We start from the raw sequence: 17433 nt of genomic DNA on the forward strand, positions 1-17433 counted from the left end.
GCATCCTGAGATAGATTAACCGAATCGGTTCTCATATAGGTAATCTTTCCTTCTTCATACAATTTCTGAGCAACCGTCATAGTTTGAGAAACTGAAAAACCTAATTTCCTACTTGCCTCTTGCTGTAATGTAGATGTTGTAAATGGTGCAGAAGGTGACTTTTTACCAGGTCTTGTATCAATATCTGTAATTGTAAAATCAGATCCTTTACACTCCTCTAGTAATTTCTTTGCCTCCTCAATAGAATTCAACTTTGATGGCAACTCGGCTTTAAGAACTGCGCCATCTTTAAGACCAAAATTTGCAGCTACTTTAAAATACGCCTGAGAATCAAAAGAAATTATCTCTTGCTCTCTTTCTACAATAATCCGCACCGCAACAGACTGAACCCTTCCCGCAGATAAAGATGGTTTAATTTTTTTCCATAGAACTGGAGATAATTCAAACCCAACTAATCTATCTAATACTCTTCTGGCTTGTTGTGCATCTACCAGTTTATTGTCGATAGTCCTTGGAGTTTCTATTGCCTTTAATATGGCTTTCTTTGTTATTTCATGAAACACAATACGCTTTGTATTTTCTTCTTTTAAGTCTAATGCCTTTAATAAATGCCAAGAAATGGCTTCCCCCTCGCGATCCTCATCCGTCGCTAGCCATACAGTTTCGGCTCTCTTAGAATATTTTTTTAACTCATCTACTACTTTTTTCTTCTCTTCAGAGACTTCGTAGTTCGGCTCAAAATTATTTTCAATATCAATGGCTAAACCTTTGCCAGCCAAATCCCTGATATGCCCAAAACAAGACTTCACCACAAACTCTTTCCCTAAGAAACCTTCTATTGTTTTCGCCTTTGCAGGAGACTCTACGATTACTAAATTTTTAGCCATCAAATGTCGTTTTTCAACTCGTTATTCTTAAAAAATGCAGCGGAATTAGCGCTTAGATGCATTTTAAAATTTGCACAAATATATTATTTAAATCAAATTTTAAGAATTCTTCATTTCTAAGATATTAAAAACAGAGTGTTCAAATCCTCATATTACGTTCTGTTTAAGCCCTTTATTTAGACCTCTGCCAATTTGACAGCAATTCTATTTTTCTTTACATTTGCAATCTTATTATTAAGAGAAAATGGAAAGAGAAGAAGTATCACAAGAAATAGACGAATCTAAACAAGGAGAGGTTCTAGAGTTACCAACTCTGCAGGACAAACCTACTGCCACAAAAAAACTTTATTTAGAAAGTTATGGTTGTCAAATGAATTTTGCTGATAGTGAAATCGTGGCTTCTATCTTGGCAGATTCCGGTTATGAGACTACCAAAAATATAGATGATTCAGACGTAGTTCTTCTTAATACATGTGCTATTAGGGATAACGCCGAACAAAAGATTCGTAATCGCTTAAAAGATTTTCAAAAAATAAAAAAAAGAAACCCTGGAATGATCGTTGGGATGCTTGGTTGCATGGCTGAACGGCTAAAACACAAAGTTCTTGAGGAAGAAAAATCTGTAGATCTGGTTGTAGGCCCAGATGCATATAGAGATCTCCCTAACCTTATCCAAGAGGTTGAAGGAGGACAAAAATCGGTTAATGTACTTCTATCACGTGAAGAAACATATGCAGATGTTAGTCCTGTAAGACTTAACTCCAACGGTGTTTCAGCATTTGTCTCTATAATGAGAGGTTGCGACAACATGTGTTCATTTTGTGTAGTCCCTTTTACAAGAGGAAGAGAAAGAAGTCGTGATCCGCACTCTATTGTTAGAGAATGTGAAGAGCTACATGACAAAGGATACAAAGAAGTTACTCTTCTTGGCCAAAATGTTGATTCTTATAAATGGTCTGAAAAAGATTCTGAAGAAAAAGTAAATTTTGCAGAATTACTTAAAAGAGTAGCAGCTGTTGATACGTCACTCAGGGTAAGATTTTCTACATCTCATCCAAAAGACATGACTGATGACGTACTTATTGCAATGGCCGAGACTTACAATATATGTAATTATATTCACTTACCTGTTCAATCTGGAAACTCAAGAGTATTAGACTTGATGAACAGAGGTTATACGCGTGAGTGGTATGAAGAAAGAATTAATTCGATAAGAGAAATTATTCCTGGTTGTGGAATCTCTACAGATATTATTACCGGATTCTGTACGGAAACAGACGAGGATCACAAAGAGACATTGGAAGTAATGAAGTTTTCAAAATACGACTTTGCGTATATGTTTAAGTATTCCGAACGGCCTAACACCTTTGCAGCAAAAAAGCTTACTGACGATGTCCCTGAAGATATTAAACAAAAAAGGTTGGAGGAAATAATCCAGATGCAACACGATCTATCGCACGAAAGCAATTTGAAAGATATCGGCAAAACCTTTGAGGTACTTATTGAAGGTGTATCTAAAAGATCAAAAGAGCAACTTTATGGAAGAAGTTCTGAAAGTAAAGTAATCGTGTTTCCGAAAGAAAATTTCAAAAAAGGAGACTATGTAAACGTAATCGTTACGTCTTGCACCTCTGGAACATTAATTGGTGAAGTGACTAACTAAAATAGTTCATGGATATTCAACAAATAAAACAGCGTTTCGGAATAATTGGGAATTCCCCCAAGCTTGGTCATGCCATAAATATTGCTGCCCAAGTTGCTCCAACTGACATCTCTGTTCTTATAAATGGCGAAAGTGGTACAGGAAAAGAAGTATTCCCTCAAATCATCCATCACCTCAGCGCTAGAAAGCATGGAACTTATATAGCCGTTAATTGTGGTGCTATTCCAGAAGGCACAATAGATTCTGAACTTTTCGGACATGAAAAAGGAGCCTTTACTGGTGCGCATGAAACTCGAAAAGGATATTTTGAAGTAGCAGATGGTGGGACGCTATTTTTAGATGAAGTTGCCGAACTACCAATGCAAACCCAAGTTAGACTTCTTCGAGTTCTTGAAACAGGTGAATTTATTAAAGTAGGTTCCTCGAAGGTTCTCAAAACCGATATTCGAGTGATAGCAGCAACAAACGTTAATATCGCAGAAGCCATCAGTAAAGGCAAATTCAGAGAAGATTTATATTACAGATTAAGCACTGTTCCAATTCAAATTCCTCCGCTAAGAAATAGGAAAGAAGATATAAATCTATTGTTTAGAAAATTTTCTGCCGACTACGCCGATAAATACAGAATGCCCTCTGTTAGATTAAATGATGAAGCACAACGGCATTTAGCTAACTTTCAATGGCCAGGAAATGTAAGGCAATTGAAAAATGTGGCAGAACAAATTTCAGTGATAGAAGAAAGCAGAGATATTTCGCTTCAAATCTTAACCAAATATCTCGATACAAATCAAGGTTCAAAACTTCCAATGGTGGTTGATGATGGTAAAGGTGGAACTGATTTTTCTGAAAGAGAGATTCTTTACAAGGTGCTTTTCGACATGAAAAAAGACATGACCGAACTAAAGAAAATAGTTCTCGATCTTGTTGAAAAAGGCGAAGAGTCTCTAGTTCATGAAGACAGAGCAACCATTATCAAAAAACTTTACCAACAAGTTGATTCAACACAAGAAGCAATTGAGCCTGTCGTAATTCATACTAACACTGAAGTTGAAACATCAAGAGAAGAAGTATATCACGAGCCAGAAGAAATAACTGAAGAGTCTTTATCGCTTGAACAAAGGGAAAAAGAATTGATAATAAAAGCTCTTGATAAACATAAAGGCAAAAGGAAATACGCAGCACAAGAGCTAGGCATTTCTGAGAGAACTCTCTACCGAAAGATTAAAGAATATGATCTAACCTAAAATATATTGAAAACAATAAAACAACTATCCGGTATATTAATATTGTCCATTCTCATAACTGGATGCGGCATATACTCGTTTACAGGAGCCTCCATATCTGCTGATACCAAAACTGTTTCAATTCAGTATTTCGAGAATTTTTCGGCGATAGCACCTCCTACTCTTAGTCAAACTTTTACGGAAGCATTGAAAGATCGATTTATGAACCAAACAAATTTGAGCCTTGTAAAATCTGATGGAGATTTGTCCTATGAAGGCTCGATTGTAAAGAATGGTTATTTAATTAAACCAGTTGCAATACAAGGAAACAATAGTTCTGCCCAAACTCGACTTTCAATTACGGTTAATGTAAAATTCGTTAACAACAACGATGAGAAACAAAACTTTGAAAAACAATTTACTAAATATGAAGATTACAGTAATAATTATGACATTAGTGAAGTTGAAGATGATTTAATCGAAAAGATTAATGAGCAACTCTTACAAGTAATATTTGACTCTTCGGTAAACAACTGGTAATGAACAAATCTAAGTTTACAGAATACATTGAAAGTCCTCAGGAACTAAATGAATCTGATGCTATTGAATTAAAACAACTAGCGCAGGAATTCCCTTATTTCCAGATAGCGCACATGCTGTACGCTAAAAGTCTGAACAACATAGAAAGCATTCAATATAATAGCCAACTTAAAAAAGCATCTGCTTATAGCTCAAACCGCGAAAGACTGTATGAGCTAATTATGCATCAACTATTAACAGAACGAATTACAGCAATCGATAAATCTATTTCTGAAGATATCGATACAGCCGAAGGCATTCAATTGCAGCCTGAAGACATTCTGAAAATTCAAAATGAAATACTTGTAGAAGCCATCGATGTATCTGCAAGCAATATAGAAACAATAAGAGAAGACAAGGTTGAAAAGACTATTGAAACCAATAATGAATTGCGCTCTTTCAATGATTGGTTGAAATACTATCCATATGGTAGCGCACCTAAGAAAGATGCGACTAAAAAGAAATTAATAGACGATTTCTTAGGAAGTGGTCCAATTGAAAAATCATCCAAAAACGGATTCTTTTCTCCTGTTAATACTGCCAGACTTAGTGTAATTGAAGATGAAAGCTTTGTTACGGAGACACTAGCAAAAATATACATTGGCCAAAAGAAGTATAGTAAAGCAGTACAGGCTTTTAAACAGTTGATAGTAAAAAATCCAGCAAAAAGTAGTTATTTTGCAACCCAGATTAAAAAAATAGAAAACTTAAAAGACGAATAATGGCATCTACACTTATAACAGTATTAATCATGATCGTTTGTGTGCTACTAGCACTTGTTATCTTAATACAAAACTCTAAAGGAGGTGGATTAGCATCTAATTTCTCTGCAGGAAATCAAATTATGAGCGTTAAGAAAACAGCGGATACTCTTGAAAACGCAACTTGGGGATTAGCTATTGGACTTTTAATCTTCAGTCTTGTATCTGCAATGACTATCGATCGAGAGGGTGGATCTGTTCAGGATACTAGGATGAGAGACAAGATAGAGAACTCTACACCGGTCCAAACACAACCAGTACAACAAGCACCTCAGGCTCCAGCTGCTCAATAGCGCAGTATCTTATGCCAGCTTGTCATTAAAATCATGACAAATCATAAGCGGTAGTGCTAATATGTCCAGATAATATTAGTATTTCGGATTGGCACAGAAAGTGAGTAGCGATTGAAGTCTGTCGAAGAGACTAGAAGATATTAATTAGAATATAAATTTAAATTAAAGTTAAAATGGCTGTAAAAATTCAACCAATAGGAGATCGCGTTTTAGTAGAATCGGCACCGGCTGAAGAAAAAACTTCAGGAGGAATATTCATCCCCGATACTGCAAAAGAAAAACCTCAAAAAGGAAAAGTAATTGCTGTGGGTAAAGGCAAAAAAGATGAACCAATGACTGTTAAAGCAGGTAACACTGTTTTATATGGTAAGTACTCCGGTACTGAGCTTTCATTTGATGGCAGAGAGTATTTAATGATGAGAGAAGCCGATATTTTGGCCGTCATCTAATAAAAATTATCAATAATTAAAACATATTAAAATGGCAAAAAGCATAACGTTTAATACTGAAGCCAGAGATCAACTGAAAAAAGGAGTTGATGCTTTAGCAGATGCAGTGAAAGTAACATTAGGACCAAAAGGAAGAAATGTTGTTATCGATAGAAAATTCGGTGCACCACAAATCACTAAAGATGGTGTATCAGTTGCAAAAGAAATTGAATTAAAAAATCCTATTGAAAACATGGGAGCACAAATGGTAAAAGAAGTTGCTTCAAAAACCAACGATATCGCTGGTGATGGAACAACAACTGCTACTGTAATTGCGCAAGCAATTGTTGCTACAGGAATTAAGAATGTAGCATCGGGTGCAAATCCAATGGACATTAAAAGAGGAATCGATAAAGCTATTGTAGCCGCAGTTGCAAGTTTGAAAAAACAATCGACTAGTGTAAAAGAAGATTCTGATAAAATTCGTCAGGTTGCAACTATTTCTGCTAACAACGATGATGCAATTGGTAGTCTTATTGCAGAAGCCATGAGTAAAGTAAAAAGAGAAGGTGTTGTAACTGTTGAAGAAGCAAAAGGAACTGAAACAAAGGTTGATGTTGTTGAAGGAATGCAGTTCGATAGAGGATACCTTTCGCCTTACTTTGTTACTAATACAGAGAAAATGCTTGTTGAATTAGAGAGCCCTTATATCTTAATATATGACAAGAAGGTTTCTACTATGAAAGATTTACTTCCTCTTTTAGAGAAAACTTCTCAAACTGGAAAATCTCTTTTAATTATTGCTGAAGATGTAGATGGTGAAGCTCTTGCTACTTTAGTAGTAAATAAAATCAGAGGCTCTTTAAAAGTTGCTGCTGTTAAAGCTCCAGGATTTGGAGACAGAAGAAAAGAAATGTTGGAAGACATCGCTATTCTTACTGGCGGTACAGTGATTTCTGAAGAAAGAGGTTTCAAATTAGAAGCTGCTGATTTATCAATGTTAGGGACTGCTGAAAAAATCACAATTGATAAAGACAACACAATTGTTGTTAATGGAAGTGGTAAAAGTGCTTCTATCAAAGCTAGAATCGGCCAGATTAAAGCTCAAATAGATTCTTCTACTTCAGATTACGACAAGGAGAAATTGCAAGAAAGATTAGCTAAGATAGCTGGTGGTGTTGCTGTTCTTTATGTTGGCGCAACTACTGAAGTTGAGATGAAAGAAAAGAAAGATAGAGTGGATGATGCATTAAGTGCAACTAAAGCTGCTGTTGAAGAAGGAATCATCCCTGGAGGTGGTGTAGCTTATATTAGAGCTATTAAAGACGTTCTTAAAGTTGAAGGTGAAAATGCTGACCAAAATACTGGTATTGCAATTATCGCTAAAGCTTTAGAGGCTCCTTTAAAACAAATCGTTCAGAATGCCGGCGAAGAAGGTTCTGTAGTAGTACAGAAAGTGATGGAAGGCAAGAAAGATTTTGGATATAACGCTAGAACTGGAGTTTATGAAAATTTACTTTCTACTGGTGTAATCGACCCTGCTAAAGTTGCAAGAGTTGCCTTAGAAAATGCTGGATCTATTTCTGGTATGCTTCTAACAACAGAATGTGTTTTAGCTGACGAACCAGAAGAAGCTGGTGCTCCTGCAATGCCACCTATGGGCGGCGGAATGGGAGGCATGATGTAATATCATTCTTCAATAAAAACAAAAAGCCCCTTACTGTAAAGTAAGGGGCTTTTTATATCAATGTTGTTCCGTCCTGAAATAGCGTTACACAAATTCAGTAACCCTATGAAAGACAGTAATTATATAAAGCGTACTGGTAGTGTCCCAAAAAGTGTGTCTCGTTTTTAACATAATATTTAAGTAAATTCTCTTTACTAATAGCATCTTTAAACAGCATTACTCCGAAGCTCCCTCCCCAGTAAGTTGTATCCATTAAAACAACAACTCTCTTAGCCTCTTTTGATTCAATACAGACAAGGTATAAATCGATCTTACGCTGTATGGTTCGAATAGAACATTTATGCTTTATGGATAGCTGCAAATAGGTCTGTTTTCCCAGCTGATATTCCTTCCAAAGTAACTCTGGATTTATTCTTTTCCCAACTAGAAATTGAACTCCACAATTATGGCATTTATATTTTTGTTTCCCATTTCGTATGCCGCTCTTTTTGGTGAAAACACTACTGCATTTTTTGCACTTTTTTTATTCATAACCTTTTATTTGGCCTAAAGCTAATAACAATAAGGGATACAGGGATTATTAGACTCCTTTTTGTCTATTAAGCCAAACTATCAAACAAGTTGTTAAAGAAAGTATTGAGATATATAACAACAGGAGACCGCATGAGTCCTGCAATATGCTAATTCCAATACAAATGCACGATCAATCAACAATTAAAATTAAAACTTATAAAATGAAAAAGAGCAGCAAAAACGTTTTTGCTGCTCTTTAATTAATCTATTTTTATCAACCTAAAACCTGTAACGATTATTTAGGACTAGACATTTCCTCAGATCTTAAGAAAGCATTTCTCGAACTAAACCAGAGATTCGTTTATTATCTGCTCTACCAGCAAATGCTTTAGACGCCGCTCCCATTGCCTTACCCATATCGGCAGCAGAACTTGCTCCAATTTTAGATAAAAGCCCTGACAGCTCTTCTTTTAGATCGTCATCGCTCATTTGAGCAGGCAAATAGATCTCCAACACACCTATTTGTTCTTGCTCAACTTCAGCCAGATCTTCTCGCCCTTGTTCTTGAAAGATGCTCAAAGATTCTTTCCGTTGCTTAACCAATTTTTGAATTATTGCAACTGAATCTTCTTCCGATAAATCTCCCGACTTACCTTTTTCTGTACCTGCCAATAAAAATGCAGCTTTAACAGCTCGAAGGGCATCCAACCGGCCCCTCTCTTTAGCTATCATCGCGCTTTTTATATCGGCATTAATTTGATCCGATAAGTTCATTATTTAATCAACGTTATCGTGTAAGAACGAATTATTATTTCTCAACTCAACATTTGGCGTACCGTCCGAATTTTTCTCTTCAGATAAAGTATATCTAGAGATATCCGATTCATGCGAAGGACTTACACTTGCTAGCTCAACATTCTTACGTTTGTAAGCTGGCTCATTCTCTAAATCTGCCAATCCAGATGGAGTCTTTAAGCGAGTACTAAGTTGACGTAATTTATCCATTCTCTCGTTTGCCAATTGTTGTTGTTGAACAGGAGATGGAGATGTACTAACAGATGCAGTAGGCTCAGCTCTTTGAGTCGCTTGCGGCTCTACAGCCTTTTTTACTGGAGCAGTTTCTTCTGCTACCTGAGAAGTTCTACGCATATCAAATTCAAAAGAAGCTTGAGGCTCTTCCATTCTAGATGTGCTAACATCTTCATCTAGAGAATGAATAATTTGAGGAGCTACAGGAGTTGTTTTAACTGGCTTAGTAGACATTTGAGGCTGACTCTCTTCTACTTCCATTGAAACTTCATCCTCCAAATTCATCACTTTTCGTTCAGACTTTCTTCCTTCTTCAAATCCTGTATCAACAGTTGAAGTAAAACCAGTAGCAATTAAAGTTACAGAAAGACTATCTCCTAACTCTTCATCTCTACCATGCCCCCAGATAACATCTGCAGTTAATCCTGCTTCTTCTTGAATGTAATCTGTGATTTCAGTAATCTCATCCATCAATACTTCAGTATCACCATAAGTAATGTTTAGGAGCACATACTGAGCACCTTTAATCAAGTTATCATTCAATAAAGGAGAAGATAATGCTTGTTCAACAGCTTTTATTGATCTGTTCTCGCCTGATGCTTGAGCAGAACCCATAATTGCAGCTCCACTGTTTGTCATTACAGTTCTTACATCTTCAAAATCCACGTTAATAGATCCTGTTACAGTAATAATTTCCGCAATGCCTTTTGCAGCAGTTGTTAATACATTGTCAGCTTGTTCGAATGCATTTACAAGAGTTAAGTTACCATACATCTCTCTTAATTTGTCGTTACAAATTACAAGTAGTGTATCTACACTATCACGCATTTTCTGAATACCTTCTTCAGCTTGCAGTCTACGTTTCTTACCTTCAAAATTGAAAGGCACTGTAACGATTCCTACTGTAAGAATTCCTCTTTCCCTTGCAGTCTGTGCAATTACTGGAGCTGCACCAGTACCAGTACCACCACCCATTCCGGCAGTAACAAACAACATTTTGGTATCAGGTCCTAAAAGATCATTAATCTCATTGATACTCTCAACAGCTGCGTTCTTACCTACATCCGGAATAGAACCTGCTCCTCTTCCTTCTGTAAGGCTCGAGCCTAATTGAATTTTTGTTGGTACAGGACTAATATCTAACGATTGTTGGTCTGTATTACATACGATAAAGTCAACGCCTTTTATGCCTTGCTTATACATGTGGTTTACGGCATTACTGCCGCCGCCTCCAACTCCGATCACTTTGATGATCGAAGCCGCTTCTTTGGGTAAATCAAATTTCATATTTGTTGGATTTTAATTATTAATTATTTCTGTTTATTAACTCTCAGTATCATTCTCAAACCACTCTTTGCCACGTGCAAAAATGGTATCAAAAAATCCTCCTTTTACTCTTGATGAATGTGTTGTTACTCTACCTTCTCTGGCTGCTTGTTTTTCATAAAACTTGAAGCCCTTTATAACCAAGCCCACACCCGTTGCAAATAATGGGCTCGTAACTTCTACATTTCCTTTCGCAAGGTGTTCTGTAGGGTAGCCTATTCTCGCATCCATGCCTGTTATAAATTCTACCAATTGTGGAATATGTTTCAACTGAGAACCTCCCCCAGTTATAACTATTCCTGCAATCAATTTTTTCTCGAAACCGGAGTTTCTAATCTCATAATGAATGTGCTCAATAATCTCCTCCATTCTTGCTTGGATGATATGAGCTAAATTTTTAAGAGAGATCTCTTTGGGTTCTCTTCCTCTTAACCCTGGTATAGAAACAATTTCGTTCTCTTGATTTTCACTGGCCAATGCAGATCCAAACTTCACTTTCATAAGCTCTGCTTGATTCTTTATTATTGAACAACCTTCTTTTATATCCTCAGATATAACATTACCACCGAATGGAATTACAGCAGTATGTCTGATGATTGCTTCTTGGAAGATTGCAACGTCGGTAGTACCTCCACCTATATCTACCAATACAACTCCAGCTTCTTTTTCTTCCTCACTAAGTACGGATTCACTAGATGCTAAGGGCTCAAGGATCAATTCAGCCACTTCTAGTCCTGCTTTATGCACACATTTAATAATGTTTTTTGCAGCAGTTGTTTGACCTGTAATAATATGGAAATTAGCTTCTAAACGGATTCCAGACATTCCAATAGGATCAATAATCCCTTGTTCATTATCCACTATATAATCTTGTGGTATTACATCAATTATCTCTTCACCTGGAAGCATAACTAATTTGTACATGTCGTCGATAAGAGCGTCAATATCTACTTGACCAATCTCCGTATCCAAGCTATCTCTTACCTTAAGACCTCTGTGCTGTAAACTTTTAATATGCTGACCAGCAATACCAACGTTCACTACTTCAACACTCTCTCCCGCCATTGCCTCAGCTTCCTCAACGGCAATTCGAATAGAGTTAACAGTCTTCTCTATATTAGAGACAACACCCCTTGTTACACCAATCGATTCTGATTTACCGATGCCTAATATTTCTATTTTGCCATGCTCATTCTTTCGTCCAATTATTACGGCGATTTTTGTAGTCCCTATATCGAGACTCGCTACTATTTCTGTTGATTCCATTATATGTACCTTTTAGTGCAGACTATTTGATCCTTGAATTTTAAATTAATCACTGAGTATTCGTTCCAGCCGGTTTTACTCAATCCTTTTTTATAGAAGACTCTGAGCTTTTTAAGCTTCTCTTCCATATCAGTAACATCTCCTAATATTATTTTGTGATTCCCTACACTAGGTATCAGTTCTATTTCTTGGTCTTCATTCACATATACTTGAACGAATTGTGCCTTCCAAAATGGATCTCCATCTATTTTTCTTGCAAGTTGAAAGAGTTGGTCTAGCATATTTACATCTGCAGAGGTTAGTGCATCCTCTTTGCCTTCAGCTAATTCAATTCCATAACTGGTAATATCATTCTCTATTTTACCGCTTGCTACGATGATTCTAGAAGTATACTTGTTTGATGTCGGCATCAACTCACCCTGATCATCGATGTAATAACTATTACCTGCTTCACTAAAAATTCTAATAATAGGTCTCCTTTGAGATACCTCTACCATAATGTTTCCATCAATTGTAGAATAAACTTCAGCACCAGATATGGATGAATTATTCTTCAGTATCTCCTCAATTTTAACAAGATCTACTTCATTTAAATTCTCATTAGAACCATAACCGAGGTTGTTGATTATGTTTCTTATATCGCCATCTTCAACAAAGAAGTTGTGATCCTTATAATCAATTTTGATAGACAACTCATTAAACTTTCTGTTATGATTCTCTACCTCAACAAAACCCATTAATATGAATATTGCTGCCGCTCCAACAGCCCAAAGTAATATGTTCAATACCTTATTCACTTATTCAATTTTAATTGTAGTACGTTCTTAATTGACTCAACCAATGCTGCAATATTCCCAGCACCTATAGTCATTACCACTTCATATTCATTTTCTTTCATTGCTATAATTAAGGCTTCTTTTGACAGAACACTTTTTTCAGCAACATTTACCTTCTCGGCTATGGCTTCTGATGTAATTCCCTCTATTGGTAATTCTCTCGCTGGATAGATATCTAATAATATCATCTCGTCTAATAGCTCTAATGAGAGCACAAAATCATCCATCAAATCTCTTGTTCTAGAATATAAATGAGGCTGAAAAATACCTGTCAGTTTTTTCGTTGGATATAGATCCCTAACGGAGCTAATAAATGCTTTCAACTCTTCAGGATGATGAGCATAATCATCTATATAAATGATATTTGCCGTTTTTATATGATATTCGAATCGTCTTTTAACACCTCCGAATGTTGCAATAGATTCAGTAATCTGCTCTTTATTCAAATTCAAATTCTGAACTGCTGCAATGGCTGCAACGGCATTCTCTACATTGTGCTTTCCTCCTATGTTTAATTGAATATTAGCAATATCTTCTTTGCTACCACTGAAATCGAATAGGTAACCATTTTCTTGTATTCGTATGTTGGAGGCATTTATTTTGCAAGATGAATTTACAGAATAGCATTGCTGGTGAACACCAGTATTAACATCAAGACTTACCCCTTCTTTTACTATTATTTCACCACCACTTTTGGTTTGATTTGCAAATTGATTGAATGCACTTTCTAACTCTCCTCTATCCTTATAAACATCAATGTGATCGTGATCCATTGAAGTAATAATTGCTACGGTTGGATTGATAGTTAGAAAGGATCTATCATATTCATCTGCCTCAACAACAACTATAGAATCTGTTATACCTTTTCTCAAATTACTTTCTCCGTTTTGCATTACACCTCCAAGAAAAGCAGTACAGTCTATTCCTGCATGGTTTAGCATATGTGCAATCATTGAAGTCGTGGTAGTTTTACCGTGTGTTCCAGCAACTGCAATTGTAGTATCGGCGGCATTACAAACTTGTCCCAACACTTCTGAGCGCTTCATTATATTGTATCCATTCTCGATAAAGTAATTGAAGATGGCATTGTCTTTTGGTACAGCGACAGAATAGACGATTAATGTCTGATCCTTGTCTAAAAAAGAGGATGGAATTTGATCTACAGCATCAATATAGGTGATGCTCACATTACTGGATTCTAGGCTAGCTGTGATTTCAGAAGACACCAAATCATAACCAGCAACCTCAAGGCCTTTGCCATTGAAGTAATTGGCTAAGGCGCTCATTCCGATACCTCCAATTCCTATGTAATACATATTTTGTATTCTATCCAAGTCCAACTTAATTCCGTATTAAATTCAATAATTCATTTACTATATCTTCTGTCGCATTATCCTTTGCCAGCATTTTAATATTGGTGCTCATTTCTTTCATTTTACTATCATCATTAATTAACTCCAGAGATCTTTTTCCTAACTCATCAATAGCGTCTTTATCCTTAACCATTAATGCTGCATTGTGCTCTCCTAAAGACATCGCGTTCTTTGTTTGATGATCTTCCGCAACGTTTGGTGAAGGAATTAGAATCGTCGCCTTACCAACTGAACACAATTCTGAAATAGTTATGGCTCCTGCTCTGCTCACAACAATATCACATGCCGCATAAGCCAAATCCATTTTGTCTATAAATGCATGCACTTTAATCTTATCTACGCGAGTACTCTCGAGCTCATTTATAATATCCTCATAGTATCCACTTCCTGTTTGCCAAATAACTTGGATATCATTCTCGTATAGAAGACTTATACTTTCTGTGACTCCTTCGTTAATAGACCGAGCTCCTAAGCTGCCACCTAATATTAGAATCGTTTTCAAATTTGCATCTAACCCAAAATATTGCATCGCTGCTTCTTTCTTACCCTCAATTTCCCCTATTCCACTTCTTATTGGGTTACCCGTTTTTACGATTTTATCCTTTGGAAAAAATCTTTCCATCTTATCATAAGCAACACATATTCTGCTCACCTTATTAGCCAACATGCGATTGGTAATACCGGGGAAAGAATTTTGCTCTTGTATTAAAGTTGGGATATTAAGTCTGGTACCATTGAACAAGACAGGTCCACTAGAATAACCTCCAACACCAACAATAGCATCTGGTTTAAACTTCTTAATGATACGTCTCGACTTCATCATACTTGCAATTAGTTTAAATGGGAAAGAGAGATTTTGCATGTTTAAACTTCTTTGAAATCCACTTATCCATAAACCTTCTATTCGATAACCCGCATTCGGAACTTTTTCCATTTCCATTCTATCACTTGCCCCAATAAACAAGATCTCCGTATTATCATTTTCCTTCTTCAACCTATTTGCAATCGCAATGGCTGGAAAGATATGCCCTCCAGTGCCTCCTCCGCTTATAATTATTCTAGGCGCTGGCATTGACATATTCATTTTTCTCGTTTACAACTTCTCTACTAACACTTAATATCATTCCTAATGCAATACAAGTAAACCAAATTGAGGTACCTCCCTTGCTAATAAGAGGTAATGTTTGACCTGTTACAGGAAATATATTAACTGCAACTGCCATGTTAATTAATGCTTGGAATACTATTCCATAACAACAACCTACAGCTAAAAAAGACCCGAATGAATTTGGTAATATGGTGGCTATTTTAATCCCTCGGAACAGCAGTATTAGGTATAATAGTATTAGAAACGAAGCCCCTATTAATCCATATTCTTCAATAACAATGGCAAATATAAAATCCGAATAAGGGTGAGGAAGGAAGTTCCGTTGAACGCTTTTTCCTGGGCCTTGTCCTGGGATACCCCCCATGGCAATGGCAATTTTAGACTGTTCTGCTTGAAAGTTGGCTTTCTCCTCTCCACTTGCAAAGTTTTCTATCCTATGCTTCCAAGTAAGTACCCGTCCTTTATCCCTAAGAGTTTCTTCTGGGATACTCCACATAATTAGAATAAGGAACGCCATTGCAAGTCCCATCATCCCAATCATTATACCTATGTACTTCATATTTATTCTTCCGATAAACATTAAGATGACACATGTAGCAAAAAGGATTGCTGCAGTAGAAAAATCTGCAGGCATAATAAGCGCACATATTGTAATAACAGGGACTATTATTGGTAAAAATGCTCCTTTAAAATCCTTGATCTGGTCTTGCTTTTTGGCCAGTATACGAGCAACGTAAATTATCAATACAAGCTTAGCTATCTCAGAAGGCTGGAACGTTTTATTAATAATTGGTAAGGTTAGCCATCTATCGGCCTGATTAAGGTTAGTACCCTTTAAGAGGGTATATAACAGTAATGGAATAACGAGATATAGTGCAATTTGAGATATCCTCGAATAGTATCGATGAGGAATTAGATGAGTTAGATACATTATCCCCAAACCAAGGATAATAATCTTACCATGTTCAAATAAGTAATATTCTGTATCCCCCGACCTATATTTAAATGCTAGGGTAACGATAGAACTATATACCGTTAACACAGAAGCGATACACAGTAAAAATACCGTGAACCAGATTACCTTATCTCCTTTTATATATTTTGTTATTGACTTCAAACTTTTTTCTTACAATTCAGTTACAGCCTCTCTAAATTTGAGACCTCTATCTTGATAGTTATTGAACATCTCGAAACTGTTGCATGCAGGTGAGAACAACACGATGTCCCCATCTTCAGATATTTCATTTGCTAGTTCAACACATTCCAAAACAGTACTACCTGTTTTAATTGTTTGAACAGACTCTTTAAATGCAGCTTTTAGACTTGGGTCTCCCTCTCCTAAGCATATAATTGCTTTTACCTTTGCATCTACTTTTTCGGCAAATAGATCATAGTCTATTTCGCTTTCCGGTGTACCTACTATCCATACTACAGGCTTATTCATAAAGTCAAGTGAATACCACGTAGAATTTTCATCTGTTGCTTTAGAATCATTGATATACTCTACACCATCTACATTAGAAACAAATTCTAATCGGTGATCAATTGCTCCGAATGATTTTACACTACTCGCTCTTGCAGACAATAAGTCGTTTGTTTGGGCAACTTCCTGCCCTGTTTTGATTTGCTCGTTTTCTGTCATTTTATCTAGTTTGTAAGTTGATATTAAAGTGCTTTTACCGCTTTCTTAAATTGTTGCCCTCTGTCTTCATAATTCTCAAATAGGTCGAAACTTGCACATGCTGGTGAAAGGAGTACCACATCTCCATTAACACCAATCCTGTATGCCTGCTGAACTGCTTCTTGTGCTGACATTACATCAACCATTTGCTCTACTTTGCCTTCAAATGCCGCATGGATTTTCTCCACGTCTTCTCCTAAGCAAATGATAGCCTTAACATTACTGTCAACCATATTGGCCAACGAGTCATAATCGTTTCCTTTATCTACCCCACCTACTATCCAAACAATAGGTTTAGTATAACTCTCCAATGCATACCACGTGGCATTTACATTAGTCGCCTTAGAATCATTCACGAATTCGATGCCATGTACATTAGCTACAAATTCTAATCGATGCTCTGCGTTTTGAAAATCAGATAAACCCTCTCGGATCACTTCTTTTCTGATATCTAACACTTTACTAATGATACCTGCGGCCATTGAGTTATATGTGTTATGATTGCCTTGTAGGGCAAGTTCTGTTATCGACATATTTAGTTGTTTGTGGTTGTTATTTATAATTATTGTTTCATTTTCTTTATATGCTCCTTCTTCATTCTTTCCTTCTATTGTAAATGGAAGTTGACATGCATCACTTGCTTTTTTAGATAGATTATCGGATACATTTTCATCATCTGCGTTATATATAAAGTAGCACGACGAATCCTGCTCATTACATATTTTGAATTTGGATGCGATGTAATTCTCCATATTGTATTCATATCTATCTAAATGATCC

Annotated in this window: 17 protein-coding genes; 7 read left to right on the forward strand and 10 right to left on the reverse strand. The window is 36.3% G+C overall.

The features are described from left to right. Positions 1-887 (reverse strand): type I DNA topoisomerase (gene topA / locus HRT72_09750; protein ID NQY67989.1); only part of this gene is annotated, 887 nt, incomplete at its 3' end. Positions 888-1131: 244 nt separating this feature from the next. On the opposite strand from topA, the gene miaB reads away from it, so the two are divergent. From miaB to groL, 7 genes are all read left to right on the forward strand, one after another. Further along, positions 1132-2550: a tRNA (N6-isopentenyl adenosine(37)-C2)-methylthiotransferase MiaB gene (gene miaB, locus HRT72_09755; protein NQY67990.1), complete on the forward strand. Its 1419-nt coding sequence runs from the start codon at positions 1132-1134 to the stop codon at positions 2548-2550. 8 nt (positions 2551-2558) lie between these two features. Next, the gene (locus tag HRT72_09760; protein ID NQY67991.1) at positions 2559-3794 is read left to right on the forward strand and encodes a sigma-54-dependent Fis family transcriptional regulator; all 1236 of its coding nucleotides are present in this window, start codon (positions 2559-2561) and stop codon (positions 3792-3794) included. 15 nt (positions 3795-3809) lie between these two features. Then, on the forward strand, positions 3810-4313 hold the full coding sequence (locus tag HRT72_09765; GenBank protein ID NQY67992.1) for an LptE family protein: 504 nt from the start codon (positions 3810-3812) through the stop codon (positions 4311-4313). Further along, positions 4313-5074: a hypothetical protein gene (locus HRT72_09770; GenBank protein NQY67993.1), complete on the forward strand. Its 762-nt coding sequence runs from the start codon at positions 4313-4315 to the stop codon at positions 5072-5074. Before HRT72_09765 ends, HRT72_09770 begins: the two co-directional genes overlap by 1 nt. Further along, positions 5074-5406 (forward strand): preprotein translocase subunit SecG, encoded by a 333-nt coding sequence (gene secG, locus HRT72_09775; GenBank protein ID NQY67994.1) that lies wholly within the window; start codon positions 5074-5076, stop codon positions 5404-5406. Before HRT72_09770 ends, secG begins: the two co-directional genes overlap by 1 nt. 173 nt (positions 5407-5579) lie before the next feature. Next, entirely contained in the window at positions 5580-5855 is a 276-nt protein-coding gene (locus HRT72_09780; GenBank protein NQY67995.1) for a co-chaperone GroES, read from the forward strand. A gap of 31 nt (positions 5856-5886) precedes the next feature. Then, positions 5887-7521, forward strand: a complete 1635-nt coding sequence (gene groL / locus HRT72_09785) for a chaperonin GroEL (protein NQY67996.1) — start codon at positions 5887-5889, stop codon at positions 7519-7521. A gap of 837 nt (positions 7522-8358) precedes the next feature. On the opposite strand, the gene HRT72_09790 is transcribed toward groL, so the two are convergent. From HRT72_09790 to murD, 9 genes are all read right to left on the reverse strand, one after another. Then, complete coding sequence (locus HRT72_09790) at positions 8359-8808, reverse strand: GatB/YqeY domain-containing protein (protein ID NQY67997.1); 450 nt, start codon at positions 8806-8808, stop codon at positions 8359-8361. A 3-nt stretch (positions 8809-8811) separates the two neighbouring features. After that, complete coding sequence (ftsZ, locus tag HRT72_09795) at positions 8812-10350, reverse strand: cell division protein FtsZ (protein NQY67998.1); 1539 nt, start codon at positions 10348-10350, stop codon at positions 8812-8814. A 36-nt stretch (positions 10351-10386) separates the two neighbouring features. Beyond that, a complete protein-coding gene (gene ftsA / locus HRT72_09800; protein NQY67999.1) occupies positions 10387-11655 on the reverse strand; it encodes a cell division protein FtsA in 1269 nt (422 codons plus the stop codon). Continuing rightward, complete coding sequence (locus tag HRT72_09805) at positions 11655-12452, reverse strand: cell division protein FtsQ (protein ID NQY68000.1); 798 nt, start codon at positions 12450-12452, stop codon at positions 11655-11657. The genes ftsA and HRT72_09805 overlap by 1 nt, the downstream gene beginning before the upstream one ends. Then, positions 12449-13831 (reverse strand): UDP-N-acetylmuramate--L-alanine ligase, encoded by a 1383-nt coding sequence (locus tag HRT72_09810; GenBank protein ID NQY68001.1) that lies wholly within the window; start codon positions 13829-13831, stop codon positions 12449-12451. Before HRT72_09810 ends, HRT72_09805 begins: the two co-directional genes overlap by 4 nt. Position 13832: 1 nt before the next feature. Further along, a complete protein-coding gene (gene murG / locus HRT72_09815) occupies positions 13833-14936 on the reverse strand; it encodes an undecaprenyldiphospho-muramoylpentapeptide beta-N-acetylglucosaminyltransferase (GenBank protein NQY68002.1) in 1104 nt (367 codons plus the stop codon). Continuing rightward, positions 14923-16089, reverse strand: coding sequence for an FtsW/RodA/SpoVE family cell cycle protein (locus HRT72_09820; protein NQY68003.1), 1167 nt, complete (start codon positions 16087-16089; stop codon positions 14923-14925). The genes murG and HRT72_09820 overlap by 14 nt, the downstream gene beginning before the upstream one ends. Positions 16090-16098: 9 nt before the next feature. Next, positions 16099-16614, reverse strand: coding sequence for a hypothetical protein (locus HRT72_09825; protein ID NQY68004.1), 516 nt, complete (start codon positions 16612-16614; stop codon positions 16099-16101). 23 nt (positions 16615-16637) lie between these two features. Continuing rightward, the coding region (gene murD / locus HRT72_09830; GenBank protein ID NQY68005.1) for a UDP-N-acetylmuramoyl-L-alanine--D-glutamate ligase at positions 16638-17433 on the reverse strand (796 nt) is incomplete at its 5' end.

The sequence above is a fragment of the Flavobacteriales bacterium genome, from assembly GCA_013214975.1.
Taxonomy (GTDB): Bacteria; Bacteroidota; Bacteroidia; order DT-38; family DT-38; genus DT-38.

Excerpts from the sequence above, each read along its gene's own strand:
- miaB (NQY67990.1), top strand. The coding sequence starts at position 1,132 with ATGGAAAGAGAAGAAGTATCACAAGAAATAGACGAATCTAAACAAGGA.
- HRT72_09780 (NQY67995.1), top strand. The coding sequence starts at position 5,580 with ATGGCTGTAAAAATTCAACCAATAGGAGATCGCGTTTTAGTAGAATCG.
- HRT72_09790 (NQY67997.1), bottom strand. The coding sequence starts at position 8,808 with ATGAACTTATCGGATCAAATTAATGCCGATATAAAAAGCGCGATGATA.
- groL (NQY67996.1), top strand. The coding sequence starts at position 5,887 with ATGGCAAAAAGCATAACGTTTAATACTGAAGCCAGAGATCAACTGAAA.
- HRT72_09825 (NQY68004.1), bottom strand. The coding sequence starts at position 16,614 with ATGACAGAAAACGAGCAAATCAAAACAGGGCAGGAAGTTGCCCAAACA.
- HRT72_09760 (NQY67991.1), top strand. The coding sequence starts at position 2,559 with ATGGATATTCAACAAATAAAACAGCGTTTCGGAATAATTGGGAATTCC.
- secG (NQY67994.1), top strand. The coding sequence starts at position 5,074 with ATGGCATCTACACTTATAACAGTATTAATCATGATCGTTTGTGTGCTA.
- murG (NQY68002.1), bottom strand. The coding sequence starts at position 14,936 with ATGCCAGCGCCTAGAATAATTATAAGCGGAGGAGGCACTGGAGGGCAT.
- ftsZ (NQY67998.1), bottom strand. The coding sequence starts at position 10,350 with ATGAAATTTGATTTACCCAAAGAAGCGGCTTCGATCATCAAAGTGATC.
- ftsA (NQY67999.1), bottom strand. The coding sequence starts at position 11,655 with ATGGAATCAACAGAAATAGTAGCGAGTCTCGATATAGGGACTACAAAA.
- HRT72_09770 (NQY67993.1), top strand. The coding sequence starts at position 4,313 with ATGAACAAATCTAAGTTTACAGAATACATTGAAAGTCCTCAGGAACTA.